Below are 15,556 nucleotides of genomic sequence, written 5' to 3'. Positions count from 1 at the left end.
GTTCCCAGTCAGACTGTCTGACAGATCGGCACGAACCGGACGTCACACGACTACGCCGAAGCCCTGCCCCCTTGCCAACGGGTAGGCGGACCCTGTGCGGCCATCCAGCCCAGTCCGAGTGGAACCCCCCACCGTCCTCAGCCATGGTGCAGGTATGTACCGCACTGAGGGGATTCAATGACCAGGGAAATCAGCCCAGAAGATTACATCGGAATGAAGATCGTTTCCGCTGGCGGTCAATACGTCGGAGAGATCGGAAGCGTCTTCACACCCGCCGGAGAGGAGCAGGGCGAGGGGCTAATTGCGGCGATCTCGCCCCATCGGCAGCTCGGAGAGAAACTGACCCTTTGGCGCACCGTTCCCCTAGAGGGAGCACGCATCCACACAGGGGGAGAAGTCACAATCCCCTATCGGGTAGAGCAGGTGCATACATCTCCGGCATTCTCTTATACTCCCGAGACTCTAGACGTGAGCATCTCTAGAAAAATCTTGGCTCACTATGGGAGGGATCCGAATGAGGCGCCTGACCTAGCGGAGAACTCCCTGATTTCTCCTCCGAGAGCTCTCAAACATGACAGCCTGGAAGAGGAGCAATGCATTCCCGGCTTCATGGCATGGCAGATGTCGACCGAAGAGGCGGGCTGGGCCCAGGCTGCTCAACTCGTCGGGCTTGGCATGCAGCTTAGCGGCCACCACGCTCTGCTGAAAGAATGGGAGGACGACGCCAAAGCGCTTCTCTTGCCCCGCCTTGACGCACTGGGTGAAATTCGCATCGAGGATGCCGCGGGGAAGGCAATCGCAGAGTTGGGACTCCCCTTTGATGTTGATGGATTGAATCCGAGCACTGAGCTAAATCCGGAAGAAAGAGCAACGCATCAGCAGACACTTTGGTGGGAATGTCAGTTCAATAACCATGGAGCAGCAAGGGGCGCCGCCCTTGTCCTGCTCCTGTTGGGCTTGTCCGCGCACCACGAGGTGGTGCGCGTGACGTCGGCTTCCGAGCTTCTCCGACTTACTGAGAAAAGCCTTGCTCTGGTAGACCTACTCCGTCGTGGCTGCATGAGCGACTCCCACACAGTGCGCGAGATTTCGGTCAACGCACTGGCCCGCTTCGAGGAAGAACATGAATTCCTAAGCGAATTCCAGAACACTGAACACCAGTCAGGGTCAGAGGACCCTTCCCATAGCAGTATTACCATCCACGGGACCTGGGCTGCGTTTAATTCGTGGTGGCAGCCGAACAGTGAACTGTCTACTCATATCAGAGCTTCATGCAGCCCCGATCTTTGGAACGCGCCGAATTCGTTCACCTGGGCCGGTGGCTACAATAATGACGCCCGCCAGCGTGCAGCAAGCAGGCTTCGTACGTGGACGGCAAATAATGGAATCCGTGAACTGAAATGCGTCTACGCTCACAGCCATGGCGCCAATGTCGCCCTAGAATCTGCTCTTGAAGGTGTGCAGATCCGCCTCCTCGTTCTGTTGCACCCCGCTATCGTCCGACGCTCTGTAATCGAAACAGACCGCATCCTCAGAAGAGTAGGCAGAATTCTGGCTTTCTGCACACGCTGGGACATTGCGATCCTTGCGGATAGAGCCATTCGGCTCTTCCCTTCCCTCGACACTCGAATTGAAGTGGTATATCGCGGGTGGTTCGATCACGGTAGATACACCAGCAGGGACGTGTGGGAGAGGCTGAAAATCGCCGACAAAGTAGGCGCAGAAATGCAAATGGTGGACCCCAATTTCCCCGTACCCTGAGCCGCCAACAGCCATGCGCTAAGCGCGCCGAGAGTCTCGCCGCTTTGTGGTAAATGGGTGGTGGGCTTCACCCCAGGGCGGCGTCCTTCAGGGCATCTGTCCGATTTGATCACATGATGCTGAGGGTGGTGAGTGGACGGTTGGTGTCGCGGGCGTGGTGGCGGAGACCGGCGGCGATGTTGGTATGGCCGGTGACGCGGAGGGCTCCGAGCGCGAGGTTGCGCAGGCCGACCATGGCCCGGGGCTCCGTGCCGGTGCGGACGCGGGAGGCGTCTTCGGCCCAGGATGTGTCCCGGACGTGGTGGATCTTGTTCTCGATGTCCCAGTGGTCGCGGACACGTTGCGCGATCTCGGGAGCGCCGGCCTGGTCGGCCGTCAGGTCGGTGACTGCGTAGACCCGTTCGAGGGTGGCCTTGCCGGTGGTGATGGTGCGACGGCGGCGCACGATCTGCACGGCCTGCGCGGCGTGCGGGAAGGCGAGGCCGCGGGTGACGGTGCAGGTCTTGACGCGCCGGATCTCGTCGCGGCCGTGCGCGGTGGCGCGAGTCCTGTCCAGCAACGGCACATCCCGCCAGGGAAGGTGCTTCGGGTGCTGGTGCAGTAGCGGCTGGTTGCCCTTGATCACCGCGATGTAGTGGGCCTTCTTGTCCTTCACCAGGAAGCGGGCGTGGGCGGTCTGGGAGTGGAGGGCGTCGAAGGTGACCACAGTGTCGGTCGCGTCGAGTCCGGCGAGCAGGGGCTGGAAGACGGTGATCTCGTTGGTCTTGCCGTCCACCTCGCGCTTGGCGGTGACCAGGCCGGTGCCGGTCAGCGCGGCGAGCAGATGGACCTGCGTGCGGTCGGCGCGTCGGGCACCGCGCACGGTCTTGCCGTCCACGGCCAGCGAGCGGCGCTGGCCTGGGGCTGTGTCCTGGTCGGGCGCCCGGCGGCCGACCAGGCCCGGGTGGCCAGCCAGGCGCCGATCGCGGTATCGAGGGCGTCGCCGTCGATGCGCTGCAGGACCCGGCGGATGGTGGCCTCGGCCGGAGTGGTGGGCCCAGTCGGCTCGCGGACCCGGCCGCCAGGGGCGGCGAGGACGACGGGCGGCGCGTCAGCAGTCCACTCGGCGATCGCGGCCAGAGACTTCGCCCCGGCAAGCACCGCGCACGCGGCGAGCGCTAGGACGAAGACCAGGGGATGACGTCGTCCCTTGGCCCGGCGAGGATCGGGAACGGCCGCGAGACAGTCCAGCAGACCCAGGTGTTCCCCGGGCTCGGCGGGTCGGGCGCTGGTGAGCTGGCCCAGGCCAGCGGGATGGGCAACGATGAGCGGGCAGGCACGGTCTTCCGTCGTGGCGATCAGGGACTCGACACCTCCTGATCACCGGAAGCCGTGCCTGCCTTCCTCCCGCCCGGTCTCCGAACTGCGCAGCCGTACCTATCACCTGAACCGGCATCAACGCGGACAGATCGCCTGAACGACGCCGCCCTGGCTGGAGACGAGTCAAGAAGGCTCAGACGTGATCGCGTTACGAGCTCTAAACGCGCCCCGCCCGACCGGACTGGATCGCGCAAGTAGGGCGGACCGGCCTCACCTCAGAAGCATTCAAAATTCAATTAACGCGCAGTCACTCAATTTCGATCTTGGGATCCAGATTGGGAGGCGGTCGCGCTTGGGTGAGTTTCACAACAGCTCGTCCTGCATGGATCGCACTTTCCTCCTTGTATGATTGGGCGTAGACAGTGTGTGTCGGCCGACCGCCGCGCACCTCAAGTACAAGCTCCTGGCTACTAGCGCCTCGCGGGCTGGCAGTGAACACCTCAGTGGCATTTCAATGGAGCGACGATGCGTTGGCGTAGAGACCTTTCACGGCGCGCCCTCGTGAAAGAATGTCAGATTCTGCTCGCCGATCTCCCTGTCCCTGCCCCTTTCAGCGTCGAGGCGCTGGTGCGGAATATGGAGGGCGTGTTGGGGCGCCAGATTCGACTAGTGCCACTGGATGACACCGACGGTGGTCTGGGCACGGCATGCGGTCTCCGGGTCAAAGCGCCGGAGTTCACGATCATCCTCTATCGCCGCCGTTCAAGTCGCAATCAAACCGAGCACATCATTCTCCATGAGCTCGCGCACGAGTGGTTGAACCACGGTACCTCCCTGACGGATGCAGAGATCGAGCGATACGTCCCTGAGCGCATTCGTCGGGAAGTCCTTCGACGTTTCCCGTCGGCCCTGATCCAAGGGCGCGTAGATTTTGGCAGTCCCGAGGAAAAGCAGGCCGAGCTTTCGGCTTCATTGATCAAGCGGCTGGCACGCCGTCAGTCGTTCACTGGAGATGACATGGTCAGCCTCCTGGAGCATTCACTTGCTCACCCAGTCGCCGCTCCACCGCGGCGACGAATCTAGCCGCGATCGACTGGCGACCACTGAGGCACAGCTCCCGGCCTTACGGCTTCCGCCACATCGCACAGTCCACCTATTGGCAAATCAAGGCTGCGGCCGACTGGCCTTCCGGGCCGGCGAAACGTGCAGCCGGCGCAGATACGCACTGGTTCCGTGTTCGACTACATCAAATACCTTACTGCGGCCGTGATGACCCTCATCGCCGTATGGCGATTCCCTGCAGTTCGGTACGCCGATGCTCACCGCCGGGCGCTCTGGGGTGGTTACGCGGGGTTCGCCGTAGCTCTCTGGCTCTACACGCCAGCAGTGATGGATGCGGTGGATCGCATTCCTGTAGTGGACCTGAGCGCCCTACTCAGGCACTTTGCCAGTACTGCGGCGATCATTGCGGCCCTGACCTACGTCGCCACCAGCTACGGGAAGAGCTCGGAGGCGGTCGTACCCCGGCACGTGGCGGTCTCACGCTGGATCGCCCGCGCGTCCTACGGGACGGGAGCGATAGGCGTCATTCTGCTTACGGTCCTGTTTTTCACCGTGGTGGACCGCGACAAGCCGAGCCAGAACTTCCTCATCGACCACGCCGGGCAATGGGGGGTCGCGGTCTACATGACCGTGTTCTACTTCTTCCCGCTCGTCACGACCGCAGTTTGCGGCTACCAGTGGTCAAGGGCGGCGCGACGGGTCGAGAACACGAGCATGCGTGTTGGGCTGGGTCTGATGGGGATTTCCATGTGGATGGGGCTGACCCACACACTGGCGCGTATCACCACCCTTTGGGCTGCGGTCGCGTTCCCTCTGAGCCCCTCCACGATCCGGCTCCTTGTAGACGCCACAGCGGTATGGATGAACCTGCTCTTCCTGATCGTTGCCGTAGGTGCGAGCATTCCCACCACCCGCGCGGTGGCGGCCCGGTGGAGAACTTGGCGCACCCTGTACAGGACTTACCCGCTCTGGTTTGACCTGGTGGACGCGTTTCCCGGGACGAGCCTGTATCCACCAGGGCGGCGCCTTGCGGAACTCAGGCAGATACGCGTCCCCATCGATGTTCGCCTGGACCGATGGACTCAGGATATTGCTGATGCTGGCGAGAAGCTGCGCTATTACGCTCCACGAGACTTGATGTTCGCCGCCGAGGACATCACCGCATCGCACCCCGACCCTGAGCCGGCCGCGGAAGCGTACTGGATTAAGGCCGCACTCCAGGCCGCTGACACCTCGCAAGCCAACCCGTACGCCACTGGCCCTCTGAGAGAGAAACCGTTCGTTGACACCGATAGTGAAGCGGCGTGGCTTGCGCGAGTCAGTGCGGCCTACTCGCACATCACCACGGATCAAGCGCGGGAGCTTCTCCTGCATTCCATGAAGGTGGAATCAGAGCCGGGTCGCTAGCCTGTTACTGACTTCGCAGTCGATTTCTCGGTTCAGGCCCTATTTCCCGACGAGCGAAACCAGGCTGCATCGCGATCTTGCATGGCGGGCCGGCGAGTGAGATTTGGCACCGTCCGCCGCATGAACCGGGCTGGTACCGTGGGTCATGCGGACTGATAGGTCTTGCTCCGCCTCGTAAGTGCACCCCGGCCTGCGACGCACCTCTACTCACGTCGCCACGTGTATCCGGGCAGTGACGCTATCCGGTCTGGATGGGCGTCCGAAATCTCAGCAATCTGGAGTTCTCGCATGTCCAACCGCCGCGCTGGCCTCATCCTCGATTTCGGAGGCGTTCTCACCACTCCGCTGCTGCCCGCAGTGCTCGCGTTCGAGCAGCGCGAGGGCCTCCCGCAGGGAGCCTGCCTCGCGGCCCTGTACAAGGACGAGGAGGGTGTCCGGATCACCAGCGACCTCGAGCGCGGAACGGTCTCCCAGACTGAGTGGAACGAGTTCGCCGGCAAGATGCTGGGCGTGCCGGCTGACAACTTGATGGGCCGCATCTTCGGCGACCTTCGCCCCGAGCCGCTGATGATCAATGCGGCAGCCGCGGCGAGGCGGGCCGGGATCAAGGTGGGCATCCTGTCCAACAGCGTTGGGCTCGCCCCTTGGGACCTGTACGACGGCTACGAGCTTGAGCGACTGTACGACGTCGTGGTGATCTCAGAGCAGCACCTGCTGCGCAAGCCTGACGCTGAGCTCTTCGAGATCACGCTCAAGCTCATGGATCTGCCGGCCGAGGAGTGCGTCTTCGTCGACGACACCGAAGCGTACGTCCAGGCAGCAGAACAGCTCGGCCTCGCGGGGGTGCACAACCAGGACCCTCGGCAGACGGTGGTCACTCTCTCCGAGCTGCTCGGCGTGGACCTCACGGCGTCGTAGCCGGGCGCCGTCCACACGGCGGTCCGACCAGGCTCGATATCGAAGTGAGCCGTCGACCCTGCTGCTTGCCGACCCCTGGGCACGGCAAACTTGCCCGAGACATCGACGGTCGTGGCAGGCAGCCACGGCGCAGTGGACGCGGAGGGTGAGCGAGCCTCCGCAGTCGGCCTTGCAGTGTCGAGAACAGGAACAGCGAAGGGCCTGGCGGGGATGTCTCAACAAGGGGCATCCCCGGCAGGCCCCTTCTTCATGAGGTGGCCCGGCTCGGTGGCGACGGTCCAGGGAGGCCTTGGGGGACGAGATCTACAGCGAGGACGTCCGGACGGTAGTTACCGGACCGAGTTGGATCGCCGACGACAGGCACTGGAGCCCCGGCGATGATTGGGCACGGTTCATGATCTAGATGGCCGAATCGCCAGTGACCTGCGCACGGGGCCAGTACGATGCGCGGGTGAAGAAGTGTGCTAGGTGCGGCGACAATTTCAGCGCTGCGAACACGCGAGAGTCGCTCAGCTTCGAGTACGAGGGCACTGGTTACGCCGAGTCGTACAAAGGTGATGTGTGCATGGAGTGCGTGTACCGCGAGATCGACTACGGCCTCGACGGAGAGATCTGGTTCGAGTGTGGCGACTGCGAAGGCACGAAGAAGGTTTCGATCCCCGTCGGTGGGGACGAATCGGTCTGCACATTGGAGACGTGCCCCGGTTGCGACGGCCTCGGCTTCTACGAAGGCACGACAGACGATCTTCCGTCTGACGCCAGGCGAGTGTTCGAATTCTGATCGGCAGACCTTCGCCAGCCGATGACCTGCGCGCGGGGGTGCACGGCCGGCGTCGGCTTGTTCGCCGTTGCTGCGGGGATCGCCGTCGGTGATGCGTCGAGGTCCGCGTCGGCACGGAGCGCGATCGTGGGTACGTCGAGCCCGTTGAGGGTGGCGTGGGTCGAGTCGTTCGGCCTGACTCCGGTTCTGGCACTCGCCGACGGCGTCACTGCCCGTCCTGCACCTCTGGCAGCTTGTGCTTCAGCTCTCCGACGAGCTCGTTGATCTTGGCCATCATCTCGGCAGACAGGCCCCCGCCGTTGCCGCGGGCAGCCAGGCCGAGGATCTGCCCCCTGTGAATCGAGCCGAGGAAGCGGAGTGCCTCCAGGAATTCGCGGGCCGCAGGGTCGACCTCGGCATCGTCCTGGAAGAGGGCCGCGTCGACCTGAAGCGCCTCAGCTAGGCCGGCACGCACCACGTCAGAAGCCTCCGTCGTGGCGCCCGTGCGAAGGGCGGCGATGTCGTCGGCGGTGACGGCCGCCACGCCCGCATGCTCGTTGACGATTCGCGCAATCTCCTCATCGGAGGGCGCTTCCTGACCAACGTACCCGTGCTGCAGGAGGTAGTTGATCTTTTCTCCCACCGTGCGGGGTGCGGACGCATGCTCGTCACGCGAGGCCCTGGGGCGAAGCCCGAACGAGCAGTCCTGGGCGGCCAGCAACTCCTCTTCGGTCACCCCGTACGCCTCTGCGAGCGGCTGCACGTAAGCATCACTGAGCCGGCGCCGGCCGGATTCGGCGTTGCTCACCGGCACGCGGCTCGCGCCGATGACCGCGGCGGCCTGCGCCACGCTGAGGCCGGCGTCGCAGCGCAGGAGCTGCAGGTCCAGCGGACCGTCGTGGGGGAAAAGGACATCAAGCGACTGACCGAGTGCCGCCGCAATCGCGGGGAGCTTCTCACCCTTGGGGAAGTCCTGTCCGCTCTCCCATCGCGCGACCGTGGGGGCGCTGACGCCTACCATCTCGGCCAATTCCTTCTGGTGGAGGTCCTTGCCCCGCCGGACAGCGCGCACGCGGCTGCCGTCGAACTGACGTGGCACATGAACTCCTGCAGGGTGGCGATCGGGCCGGTGGTGGCGGCCTCTAGGGGCGACTGTAGCCCAGGCTTGATACATTTCCGCAACTGACGTACGTTTCCGTATCGCACCTGCTGGCTGGGCTCCGGCTCTCTATGGTGCCAGCCCTGGGGGACCTCTGTGCACGTTGCGTTGTCGTGACCACTCACGCGACGCGTGGTCGGATCGGTCCAGTCGCCGGCCGGTCGTGGGACCACCTTCCCCGACACCGGCCGTCGTGAGCCTTGTGCGACCTGTAACGAGCCAGGGATGGACTTGCCGCAGGTGTCTACATATGTTCGTCGTCCCCCGCCGGGTGGCGACCCGGGGAGGGACGCAAAGAGCAGATCAGGCACGAACCGATTAAGGCCGTAAGGCGCCGGGACACGCACCCCTGCCTGCGGGAGTCACGCCGTATGCCTGAGGAGAGACAGACCGAGGAGGAGGTGGGGCGAACGCGGGCGCATGGTCCGTGACGTTGCTCGGCAACGAAAACCGGCGCCCGGGAGCTACCAACTCCCAAGCGCCGGGTCGGCACCCCGAGAGGTGCCCATACACATCACGCGGGCGGCGGGGCTTTTGCACGAGAACCGCCGCACCGCGCTCCTACGAAAGACGGAGTATCGCATGCTCGCCATGCCGATCGGAACCCCGGCCTGCCCGGACGCTGGCCGCCAGCGCCGCCTCGCCGCCCAGCTCGCGGACATGATCGCGGGCGCGGCCACCATCCGGGTCAGCTTCGACGACCCGAAGCAGACGTGGCCCCACCTGCACGCCGTCGTCAAGGACGAGGCCGGGAAGACCATGGATCTGGGCCGCACCACCGCCAGGGTCGCGGGCCGCTGGATCCTGCGGGCCTGTTCGGAGGCGGACTGGACGCGACCGCACACCTTCCACCTCGCCGACGCCACCCTCACCCGCAGCGACCTGGTCGCCGCCGGTCGGGGCCGCTGACATGGCGCGGATACGAACCATCAAGCCGGAGGCATTCGTCTCCGAGTCGCTCGCCGAAGTGCGCGTCGAGGCAGAGCGGACCTTCTTCGGGCTGCTCACCCAGGCCGACGACCATGGTCGCCACCGCGACAACGCCGCGATCATCGCCGGGCTCCTCTGGCCCCTCCGCGCCGAGCACACCTCGGTCCACGTCGAAGACGACCTCCACCAGCTCGCGACCGCTGGCCTGATCTGCCGGTACACCGGCTGCGACGGCCGCCGGTACCTCCACATCGTGACCTGGTCCGACCACCAGAAGATCGACAAGCCGAGCCAGTCGCGCCTGCCCTCCTGCCCTCAGCACCAGGCCGCCGACCGGTGCGCCCCCTGCAAGGGCTCCTGCACCAAGCGGACCGAGGGTTCGTCCACCACTCCCCGAGGACTCGCCGAGACCTCGCCGAACGCTCCCCGAGCCCTCGACCTGCCCGCCAAGACCACCTCGACGCTCTCCGGATACGCGGGTGGGGCCTCCGACGACTGGCAGGAAGCCGCCGACGACGGGGGCGGTGCTCTCAGCCAGGCCGGAACGAGGAGCACAGGTCAGGAGGCATTCTCCGAGGACTCCCCGAACCTTCCGCGAAGCCTCGGAGAGGGCTCGGCGCCTGGATCTAGGATCTTGGATCCTGGATCTCTTGTCCCTACGGGGCGCACGGCGCCCGCAGCCAGCGTCTCGGCGAACCAGCTCGTCGGCGAGTACGTCGCCACCTGCGACGAGCGCCCGCCCAGCGACGTGATCGGACACCTCGGCCGGATCACCAAGAAGCTCCTGGGCGAGGGCATCGCGCCGGAGCACATCAGGGCCGGGCTGGCGAATTTCGCGACCAACCCCAAGCACCCGAGCGTGCTGACCAGCATGGTCAACGAGGCCATGAACGCCCGCTCCGGCGGTTTGGCGCGGCCGGGAATCCGGCCTAACGTGCCCGCCCACCAGGCGTGGACCAACCCGTCCAACGCCGCTGCCGCCTACGCCGAGGAGCTGTGATGCGCACCGGTCGTCGCGAACCGCAGACCCTCGGCGAGGGAACCCTGGACCGGATTGCCCGGATCCTGGCCGCCCGCAACATCGACCCCGGCGTCGTCGCCGCACCGGCCGGGGAGCCCGAGACCGTCTCCCCGCTGGAGGCCCTGTCGGCCGGGATGCCCCCGCGCTACCGGGCCGCCGTCGCCGACCACCCCCAGGTCCTGGCCTGGGTCCGGACCGTCGCCGAGGCCGCCGTCGCTCCCAACCAGGGAGCCAGGCGACAGGTCACCACCGGCCCCAGCCTGCTGATGGCCGGCGTCGTCGGCGCGGGCAAGACACACCAGGCGTACGGCGCGGTCCGGCGGTTGGTACAGAGCGGAGTCGGCGTGCGCTGGCGCGCGACCACCGCCGCCGACCTGTACGCCGAGCTGCGGCCCCGGCCCGGAGCCGACAGCGAGCGGGAGCTGGCCGCCGTCAGCCGCTGCCCCCTGCTGATCATCGACGACCTCGGCGCGGCCAAGGCCAGCGAGTGGGTCGAGGAAGTGACGTACCGGCTGATCAACCGCCGATACAACTACGAGCTTCCGACCCTGATCACCACCAACCTGGCGATCAGGGACCTCCGGGCCCACCTCGGCGACCGCGTCGCCTCCCGGCTCGCCCAGATGACCACCCGGGTCGAGTTCGAGCAGGTCGACCGCAGACGACACCGCCTCGCGGCCTGACCCGCCCCAGGCCACCGCGCCGGGCCGCGCCTTCTGCGCCCGCCCCGAGCTTCCCTGACCCAGCGCACCTCTCCGCCGACGCTCCTGCGCGCGGAGAGCGATCGGAGCACCCGCATGACCAGCACGACGTGCAGCCCTGTCCGCCACCGGTCGCTCGGCGACCACACCTGGCGGGACCAGGCCGTCTGCCAGAGCACCGAGTACAACCCGGTGGACCCCGAGATCTTCTTCCCGGACCCCGACGAGACCGACAAGATCACCGCAGCGAAGGCGCTGTGCGGCCAGTGCCCGGTGCGCCGCACCTGCCTGGATGCCGCGCTGGAAGCCGGCGACACCGACGGCATCCGAGGCGGACTGACCGAAGAGGAGCGCGGACCACTGCACGAGAAGATCGCCCACCGCCTCGACTACAGCCGCGTCAACGACACCATCGCCGGTCGCGACATCCATCTCACCAAGGCCGAGCGCCGCGCGGTCATCCGCGCCGCCTACCGCCACGGGGTGACCGAGCAGCGCCTGGCCTGGCTCCTCAAGATCACCGAGGAGCACGCCCAGAAGCGGTACCGCGAACTCCGCCGCGCCCTGCGCAACCGAGATCTGAACCGGCCCGAGACGGCCACCGACTCGTCCGAGGCCGGCGGCGAGCGCCTGGGTCGCGACGACTTCGGGACGGCGGCGTGACCACCACGGCGGTGCCGAAGACGGCGCGCATCTCCGGCTGGGACCGCGCGGTCGTCATCGCCCTCGGCGGCGCGGGATGCGCACTGTCGTACGACGCCCTCCAGCAGATGGCCGTCGCCATCCACATCCGGGGCTTCCTCACCTACCTCTTCCCCCTGGTGATCGACGGGTTCATCGCCTACGGCGTCCGGGCGCTCCTGGTCCTCCGCGACGCGCCGCTGCGCGCCCGGCTCTACGTCTGGACACTCTTCGGTACGGCCACCGCCGCCAGCATCTGGGCCAACGCGCTCCACGCGGTGCGGCTCAACGAGGACGCAGCCGTCGGCACCGGCCTCCGGCTCGGTGACATGGTGGTCGCGGTGCTGTCCACCATCGCCCCGCTCGCCTTGGCCGGAGCGGTCCACCTCTACATCCTCATCGCTCGGGGGCCGGTCAAGGGCAGTGACCGCGAGGACCTCGGTCACCCCGGTCACCCCGGTCACCTCGGTCACCTCGGTCAGGGTGACCGGCGCGACGCCGTCGAGGTCACCCGGACTGACCGGGTCGGTCAGAACCGGCCGGCGGTCGGTCAGGTCAAGGCCGTTCAGCCGGTCACCGCCCTCACCGACCGGCCGCCACTGTCCCTGGAAGAGCGGGCTCCTGCCTCCCGGTCACTGACCGGGGACAGGGACCCGGTGGGCAGCAGCAACCCGGTCACCGATGACCGAGGACAGTCGAACGAGGCCGCTGACCTGCCCGGACAGTCGGACTCGGCTCGGCCGGGCACTGACCGCCCCGACGACACCGCCCCGGTCACCGGCGACCAGGACAGCCCGGCGGCGGTCACCACCCCGCCGGTCACTCCGCCGCCGGTCACCGCCCGGGAGGCCCGGACGCCCGGTGACCGGCGGCCCGACCCGGACACCGAGGAACTGCTGAAGATCGCCCGGTCAGCGGTCAGGGCCGAGGACAAGCTGACCCGCAAGGTGGTCGCCCAGGCGATCCGCGGTCAGCAGATCCCGCTCTCCAGCGACACCCTGACCGCCCTGATGGCCCAGCTCCGCGCCCAGCACGGACAGCCGGTCACCTTCGCCCGGAACTGACCGGACACCACGGAGCGGGTGACCGAGCCGGTCAACCCCAGCCGGTCACCCGCTCCTGACATCCGCCCCGCACCCCTCCAGAGCAACAGCGGAGAACACCCGATGCGCACCCACCCGGCCACTCCCGCCGAAGTCGACTCCTGGCTGACCGTCCTTCACCAGCGCGGCCACCTCCACCGCGCCCACTCCGGCCCCGACACCACCTGGATCGTGCAACGAGAGCAGCACGATCGCCCCTGGACCCTGCACCACCCGGTCCTGGCCATGGACTGGATCGAGGAACTCGTCCGCGAAATCCAGCAGCAGGACCCGGAGACGAGCAGGTGACCACCGACGACCCGGCGGTGACCACCGCCGGACAGCAGCGTGACCCCACGACGGCTCCTGGCGGAGCAAGCTATCGCGTACGACGGTCCTACGGCCCGTCGTACGCACTTGCCCCCGCCCCGGAGGGCGGGGGAAGCCCGGCTGGTTCCCGAGCGAGGGCGCTCGGGAACCAGCCGGACACCCGGCACCAGGGGGCGCCGGTTACCGGGGGAGAAGCCGACCGCGACCACCACCGCGAGCAGCCGAGCCCGCGCCCACTCGCCTTCCCCGACCGCAAACCCCGCCGCCGCAGCCGCAACCCGAGCGAACGCACCCGCAAGACCACCACCCGCCTCTCCGACACCGAGAAAGCCGAGATCGTCACCGCCGCCGCGCAGCGCGGCGTCACCGTCGCCCGCTTCCTCGCAGCTGCCGGCCTCGCCGCCGCCCGCGGTTCGACCGCCCTGCACACCAACGAAGGACTCGACGCGGCCATCGACGAACTCGCCGCCCTGCGTACCGCCCTGGCCCGGATAGGCAACAACATCAACCAGATCGCCTACGTCCACAACGCTGGCGGACAGCCCCGCCCCGGCGAACTCGAGCACGCCCTGAGCGTTCTGACCCGGTCCCTCGGCCGCCTCGACGACGCGGCGAACGACCTGGTGACCAGGCGGCTGTGATGGTTCCCGACATCGGACGCGGCTCCCGCACCCACGGACTCCTCGTCTACCTCTACGGCCCCGGTAGGCGCGAGGAGCACACCGACGCGCACCTCGTCGGCTCCTGGGACGGCTTCGCCCCCGACCCCGGCCGCGACACCGACCCACAAGTCACCCTCGCCCGCCTCACCGCCGCCCTCGACCTCCGGGTCAAGCAGGCCGGCGACCGCGCGCCCGCCAAGCACGTGTGGCACTGCTCGGTCCGGACCGCCCCCGGCGACCGGCGGCTCTCCGACGAGGAGTGGAACGCCGTCGCCCAGCGCATCGTCCACGCCACCGGCATCGCCTCGGACGGCGATCCCGACGGCTGCCGATGGATCGCCGTCCGCCACGCAGAAGACCACATCCACATCGTCGCCACCCTGGTCCGCGGTGACCTGCGCAATCCCCGCCTCAACTACGACTTCAACAAGGCCCAGGCCGTCTGCCGGCGCATCGAGCAGGAGATGGGCCTGCGCCGCCTCAACGCAGGCGACGGCACCGCAGCGAAGAACCCCACCAGCGCCGAGAAGTTCAAGGCCGAACGCACCGGCCGCCCCGAGACCTCCCGCGAGACGCTCCGCGAAGCCGTCCGCCAGGCCGTCGCGGGAGCGGACGACGAGAAGGAGTTCTTCACCCGGCTCCGCGAGGCGGGCCTGCGCGTGAAGGTGCGCCACGCCCCGTCCGGCGACGCGCTCGGCTACAACGTGGCCCTGCCCGGCGACCGTAACCGCCACGGTGAACCGGTCTGGTACCCCGGCTCCAAGCTCGCTCCCGACCTGTCCCTTCCGAAGATCCGCCTCCGGCTCGCCGACGGAACCACCGAGCGGGCAACGCCTTCTGCCGCCGACGGCAGGGCGGACTGGTCCCCGCCCGCCCGAGAGCGACGGAACGCCACCGGGGTTGCCGAGCGTGCCGCCGTCCTGCTCGACGGCGACGACGACGAAGCCGCCGCCCAGCTCGTCGGCGTCGGAGAACTCCTCGACGCAGTCGCCCAGACCTCCCCGGTCGCCACCCGCGTTGAGCTGGCTGCCGCCGCCCGAGCCTTCGAGCGGGCGACCCGCAGCCACGTCCGAGCAGAGCACGCCGACACTCGGGCCCTCCGCTCGGCCGCCCGGGGCATCGTCCAGGCCGGCGGCGCGCTCGGCCGGGGCGAGGACGGCGGCACCACCGCCATGCTCCTCTCCACCCTGGTCCTGGTCACCCTCGCCGCCGCCCGTTGGCACTCCGCCCGCGGTCACGCCCAGCAGGCCCACGCTTCCCGACAAGCCGCCGAGCACCTGCGCACCGCCTACCGCCAGGCCGCCGCCACCCCGATGCGAGTTCTGCACGACCATGGCCGCGCCCTCCCCGAGGCCCAACGCCGAACACACGAGGCCACCCTCCGTGCGACTCTGCCGGTACAGGGCGTACGAGCTGATGGCACGCCGACGAAGACCAACGCCCTGGTCGCCACCCTCGCCCAGGCCGAGCAGGCAGGCCACGACCCCGAGGCCCTCCTGCAGCAGGCCATCAACATGCGCGAACTCGGCACCGCCGCGGACGTGAACGACGTCCTGGTCTGGCGCCTGCGCCGCCTTGCCCAGCTCCCCGCCCACCCGGGCGAAGGTCCCCGTCGCCCGCAGGCCGGCATCCGTCCGACCAAGACCCCGGCCAACCGCACCAGCGAACGGAACGCACCCACGACGGCACCGCGCCCTGCCGTCTCCGACCCGCGCAGCCGACCACCGCGCCGCTGATCAGCGCGTCCGGAAGGCCGGCCACCGACCGACCGGACCCCACGAAA

Annotated in this window: 16 protein-coding genes; 13 read left to right on the top strand and 3 right to left on the bottom strand. The window is 67.6% G+C overall.

Translation table 11 applies throughout. From position 1 onward, the window contains the following. Positions 1–177: 177 nt before the first annotated feature. Entirely contained in the window at positions 178–1,761 is a 1,584-nt protein-coding gene (locus ACGF15_RS03350) for a hypothetical protein (RefSeq protein ID WP_392796757.1), read from the top strand. Positions 1,762–1,870: 109 nt separating this feature from the next. Here the strand turns inward: ACGF15_RS03350 and ACGF15_RS03345 are convergent, their stop codons facing one another. Both ACGF15_RS03345 and ACGF15_RS03340 read right to left on the bottom strand, forming a co-directional pair. Then, positions 1,871–2,638, bottom strand: a complete 768-nt coding sequence (locus ACGF15_RS03345) for an ISAs1 family transposase (RefSeq protein WP_392796756.1) — start codon at positions 2,636–2,638, stop codon at positions 1,871–1,873. Continuing rightward, positions 2,569–2,934, bottom strand: a complete 366-nt coding sequence (locus ACGF15_RS03340) for a transposase family protein (protein WP_392796889.1) — start codon at positions 2,932–2,934, stop codon at positions 2,569–2,571. Before ACGF15_RS03340 ends, ACGF15_RS03345 begins: the two co-directional genes overlap by 70 nt. A 651-nt stretch (positions 2,935–3,585) precedes the next feature. On the opposite strand from ACGF15_RS03340, the gene ACGF15_RS03335 reads away from it, so the two are divergent. From ACGF15_RS03335 to ACGF15_RS03320, 4 genes are all read left to right on the top strand, one after another. Further along, the gene (locus ACGF15_RS03335) at positions 3,586–4,143 is read left to right on the top strand and encodes a hypothetical protein (RefSeq protein ID WP_392796755.1); all 558 of its coding nucleotides are present in this window, start codon (positions 3,586–3,588) and stop codon (positions 4,141–4,143) included. Positions 4,144–4,293: 150 nt separating this feature from the next. After that, positions 4,294–5,529 carry an MAB_1171c family putative transporter gene (locus tag ACGF15_RS03330; RefSeq protein WP_392796754.1) on the top strand — a complete coding sequence of 412 codons (1,236 nt, stop codon included), beginning with the start codon at positions 4,294–4,296 and terminating at the stop codon, positions 5,527–5,529. A 288-nt stretch (positions 5,530–5,817) separates the two neighbouring features. Then, positions 5,818–6,447, top strand: coding sequence for an HAD-IA family hydrolase (locus ACGF15_RS03325; protein ID WP_392796753.1), 630 nt, complete (start codon positions 5,818–5,820; stop codon positions 6,445–6,447). Between the two features lie 451 nt (positions 6,448–6,898). After that, positions 6,899–7,228 (top strand): hypothetical protein, encoded by a 330-nt coding sequence (locus ACGF15_RS03320; RefSeq protein WP_392796752.1) that lies wholly within the window; start codon positions 6,899–6,901, stop codon positions 7,226–7,228. A 205-nt stretch (positions 7,229–7,433) separates the two neighbouring features. On the opposite strand, the gene ACGF15_RS03315 is transcribed toward ACGF15_RS03320, so the two are convergent. Next, complete coding sequence (locus ACGF15_RS03315) at positions 7,434–8,306, bottom strand: helix-turn-helix domain-containing protein (protein WP_392796751.1); 873 nt, start codon at positions 8,304–8,306, stop codon at positions 7,434–7,436. Between the two features lie 642 nt (positions 8,307–8,948). Here ACGF15_RS03315 and ACGF15_RS03310 point away from each other — a divergent pair. The 8 genes from ACGF15_RS03310 to ACGF15_RS03275 all read left to right on the top strand — a co-directional run bounded on the left by ACGF15_RS03310 (position 8,949) and on the right by ACGF15_RS03275 (position 15,509). Then, positions 8,949–9,275 (top strand): transcriptional regulator, encoded by a 327-nt coding sequence (locus ACGF15_RS03310; protein WP_392796750.1) that lies wholly within the window; start codon positions 8,949–8,951, stop codon positions 9,273–9,275. Position 9,276: 1 nt separating this feature from the next. Further along, positions 9,277–10,296 (top strand): hypothetical protein, encoded by a 1,020-nt coding sequence (locus tag ACGF15_RS03305; RefSeq protein WP_392796749.1) that lies wholly within the window; start codon positions 9,277–9,279, stop codon positions 10,294–10,296. Then, positions 10,296–11,000, top strand: a complete 705-nt coding sequence (locus tag ACGF15_RS03300; protein WP_392796748.1) for an ATP-binding protein — start codon at positions 10,296–10,298, stop codon at positions 10,998–11,000. Before ACGF15_RS03305 ends, ACGF15_RS03300 begins: the two co-directional genes overlap by 1 nt. Positions 11,001–11,114: 114 nt before the next feature. Continuing rightward, on the top strand, positions 11,115–11,681 hold the full coding sequence (locus ACGF15_RS03295; protein ID WP_392796747.1) for a WhiB family transcriptional regulator: 567 nt from the start codon (positions 11,115–11,117) through the stop codon (positions 11,679–11,681). Beyond that, the gene (locus ACGF15_RS03290; protein WP_392796746.1) at positions 11,678–12,763 is read left to right on the top strand and encodes a DUF2637 domain-containing protein; all 1,086 of its coding nucleotides are present in this window, start codon (positions 11,678–11,680) and stop codon (positions 12,761–12,763) included. Before ACGF15_RS03295 ends, ACGF15_RS03290 begins: the two co-directional genes overlap by 4 nt. A 102-nt stretch (positions 12,764–12,865) precedes the next feature. After that, positions 12,866–13,090 (top strand): hypothetical protein, encoded by a 225-nt coding sequence (locus tag ACGF15_RS03285; RefSeq protein ID WP_392796745.1) that lies wholly within the window; start codon positions 12,866–12,868, stop codon positions 13,088–13,090. Beyond that, positions 13,087–13,752, top strand: coding sequence for a plasmid mobilization protein (locus tag ACGF15_RS03280; protein ID WP_392796744.1), 666 nt, complete (start codon positions 13,087–13,089; stop codon positions 13,750–13,752). The genes ACGF15_RS03285 and ACGF15_RS03280 overlap by 4 nt, the downstream gene beginning before the upstream one ends. Further along, positions 13,752–15,509 carry a relaxase/mobilization nuclease domain-containing protein gene (locus ACGF15_RS03275; RefSeq protein WP_392796743.1) on the top strand — a complete coding sequence of 586 codons (1,758 nt, stop codon included), beginning with the start codon at positions 13,752–13,754 and terminating at the stop codon, positions 15,507–15,509. The genes ACGF15_RS03280 and ACGF15_RS03275 overlap by 1 nt, the downstream gene beginning before the upstream one ends. Positions 15,510–15,556: the final 47 nt, after the last annotated feature.

The organism is Streptomyces sp. NPDC048001 (assembly GCF_043203115.1).
Taxonomy (GTDB): domain Bacteria; phylum Actinomycetota; class Actinomycetes; order Streptomycetales; family Streptomycetaceae; genus Streptomyces; species Streptomyces sanyensis.
Note: the sequence above shows the minus strand (reverse complement) of the source record. Positions and strands in the feature narration are given on the sequence as shown.

What these genes read in the sequence shown, in the direction of transcription:
- ACGF15_RS03275 (WP_392796743.1), top strand. Translation starts at nt 13,752, where the DNA reads ATGGTTCCCGACATCGGACGCGGCTCCCGCACCCACGGACTCCTCGTC.
- ACGF15_RS03350 (WP_392796757.1), top strand. Translation starts at nt 178, where the DNA reads ATGACCAGGGAAATCAGCCCAGAAGATTACATCGGAATGAAGATCGTT.
- ACGF15_RS03305 (WP_392796749.1), top strand. Translation starts at nt 9,277, where the DNA reads ATGGCGCGGATACGAACCATCAAGCCGGAGGCATTCGTCTCCGAGTCG.
- ACGF15_RS03335 (WP_392796755.1), top strand. Translation starts at nt 3,586, where the DNA reads ATGCGTTGGCGTAGAGACCTTTCACGGCGCGCCCTCGTGAAAGAATGT.
- ACGF15_RS03285 (WP_392796745.1), top strand. Translation starts at nt 12,866, where the DNA reads ATGCGCACCCACCCGGCCACTCCCGCCGAAGTCGACTCCTGGCTGACC.
- ACGF15_RS03310 (WP_392796750.1), top strand. Translation starts at nt 8,949, where the DNA reads ATGCTCGCCATGCCGATCGGAACCCCGGCCTGCCCGGACGCTGGCCGC.
- ACGF15_RS03325 (WP_392796753.1), top strand. Translation starts at nt 5,818, where the DNA reads ATGTCCAACCGCCGCGCTGGCCTCATCCTCGATTTCGGAGGCGTTCTC.
- ACGF15_RS03295 (WP_392796747.1), top strand. Translation starts at nt 11,115, where the DNA reads ATGACCAGCACGACGTGCAGCCCTGTCCGCCACCGGTCGCTCGGCGAC.
- ACGF15_RS03300 (WP_392796748.1), top strand. Translation starts at nt 10,296, where the DNA reads ATGCGCACCGGTCGTCGCGAACCGCAGACCCTCGGCGAGGGAACCCTG.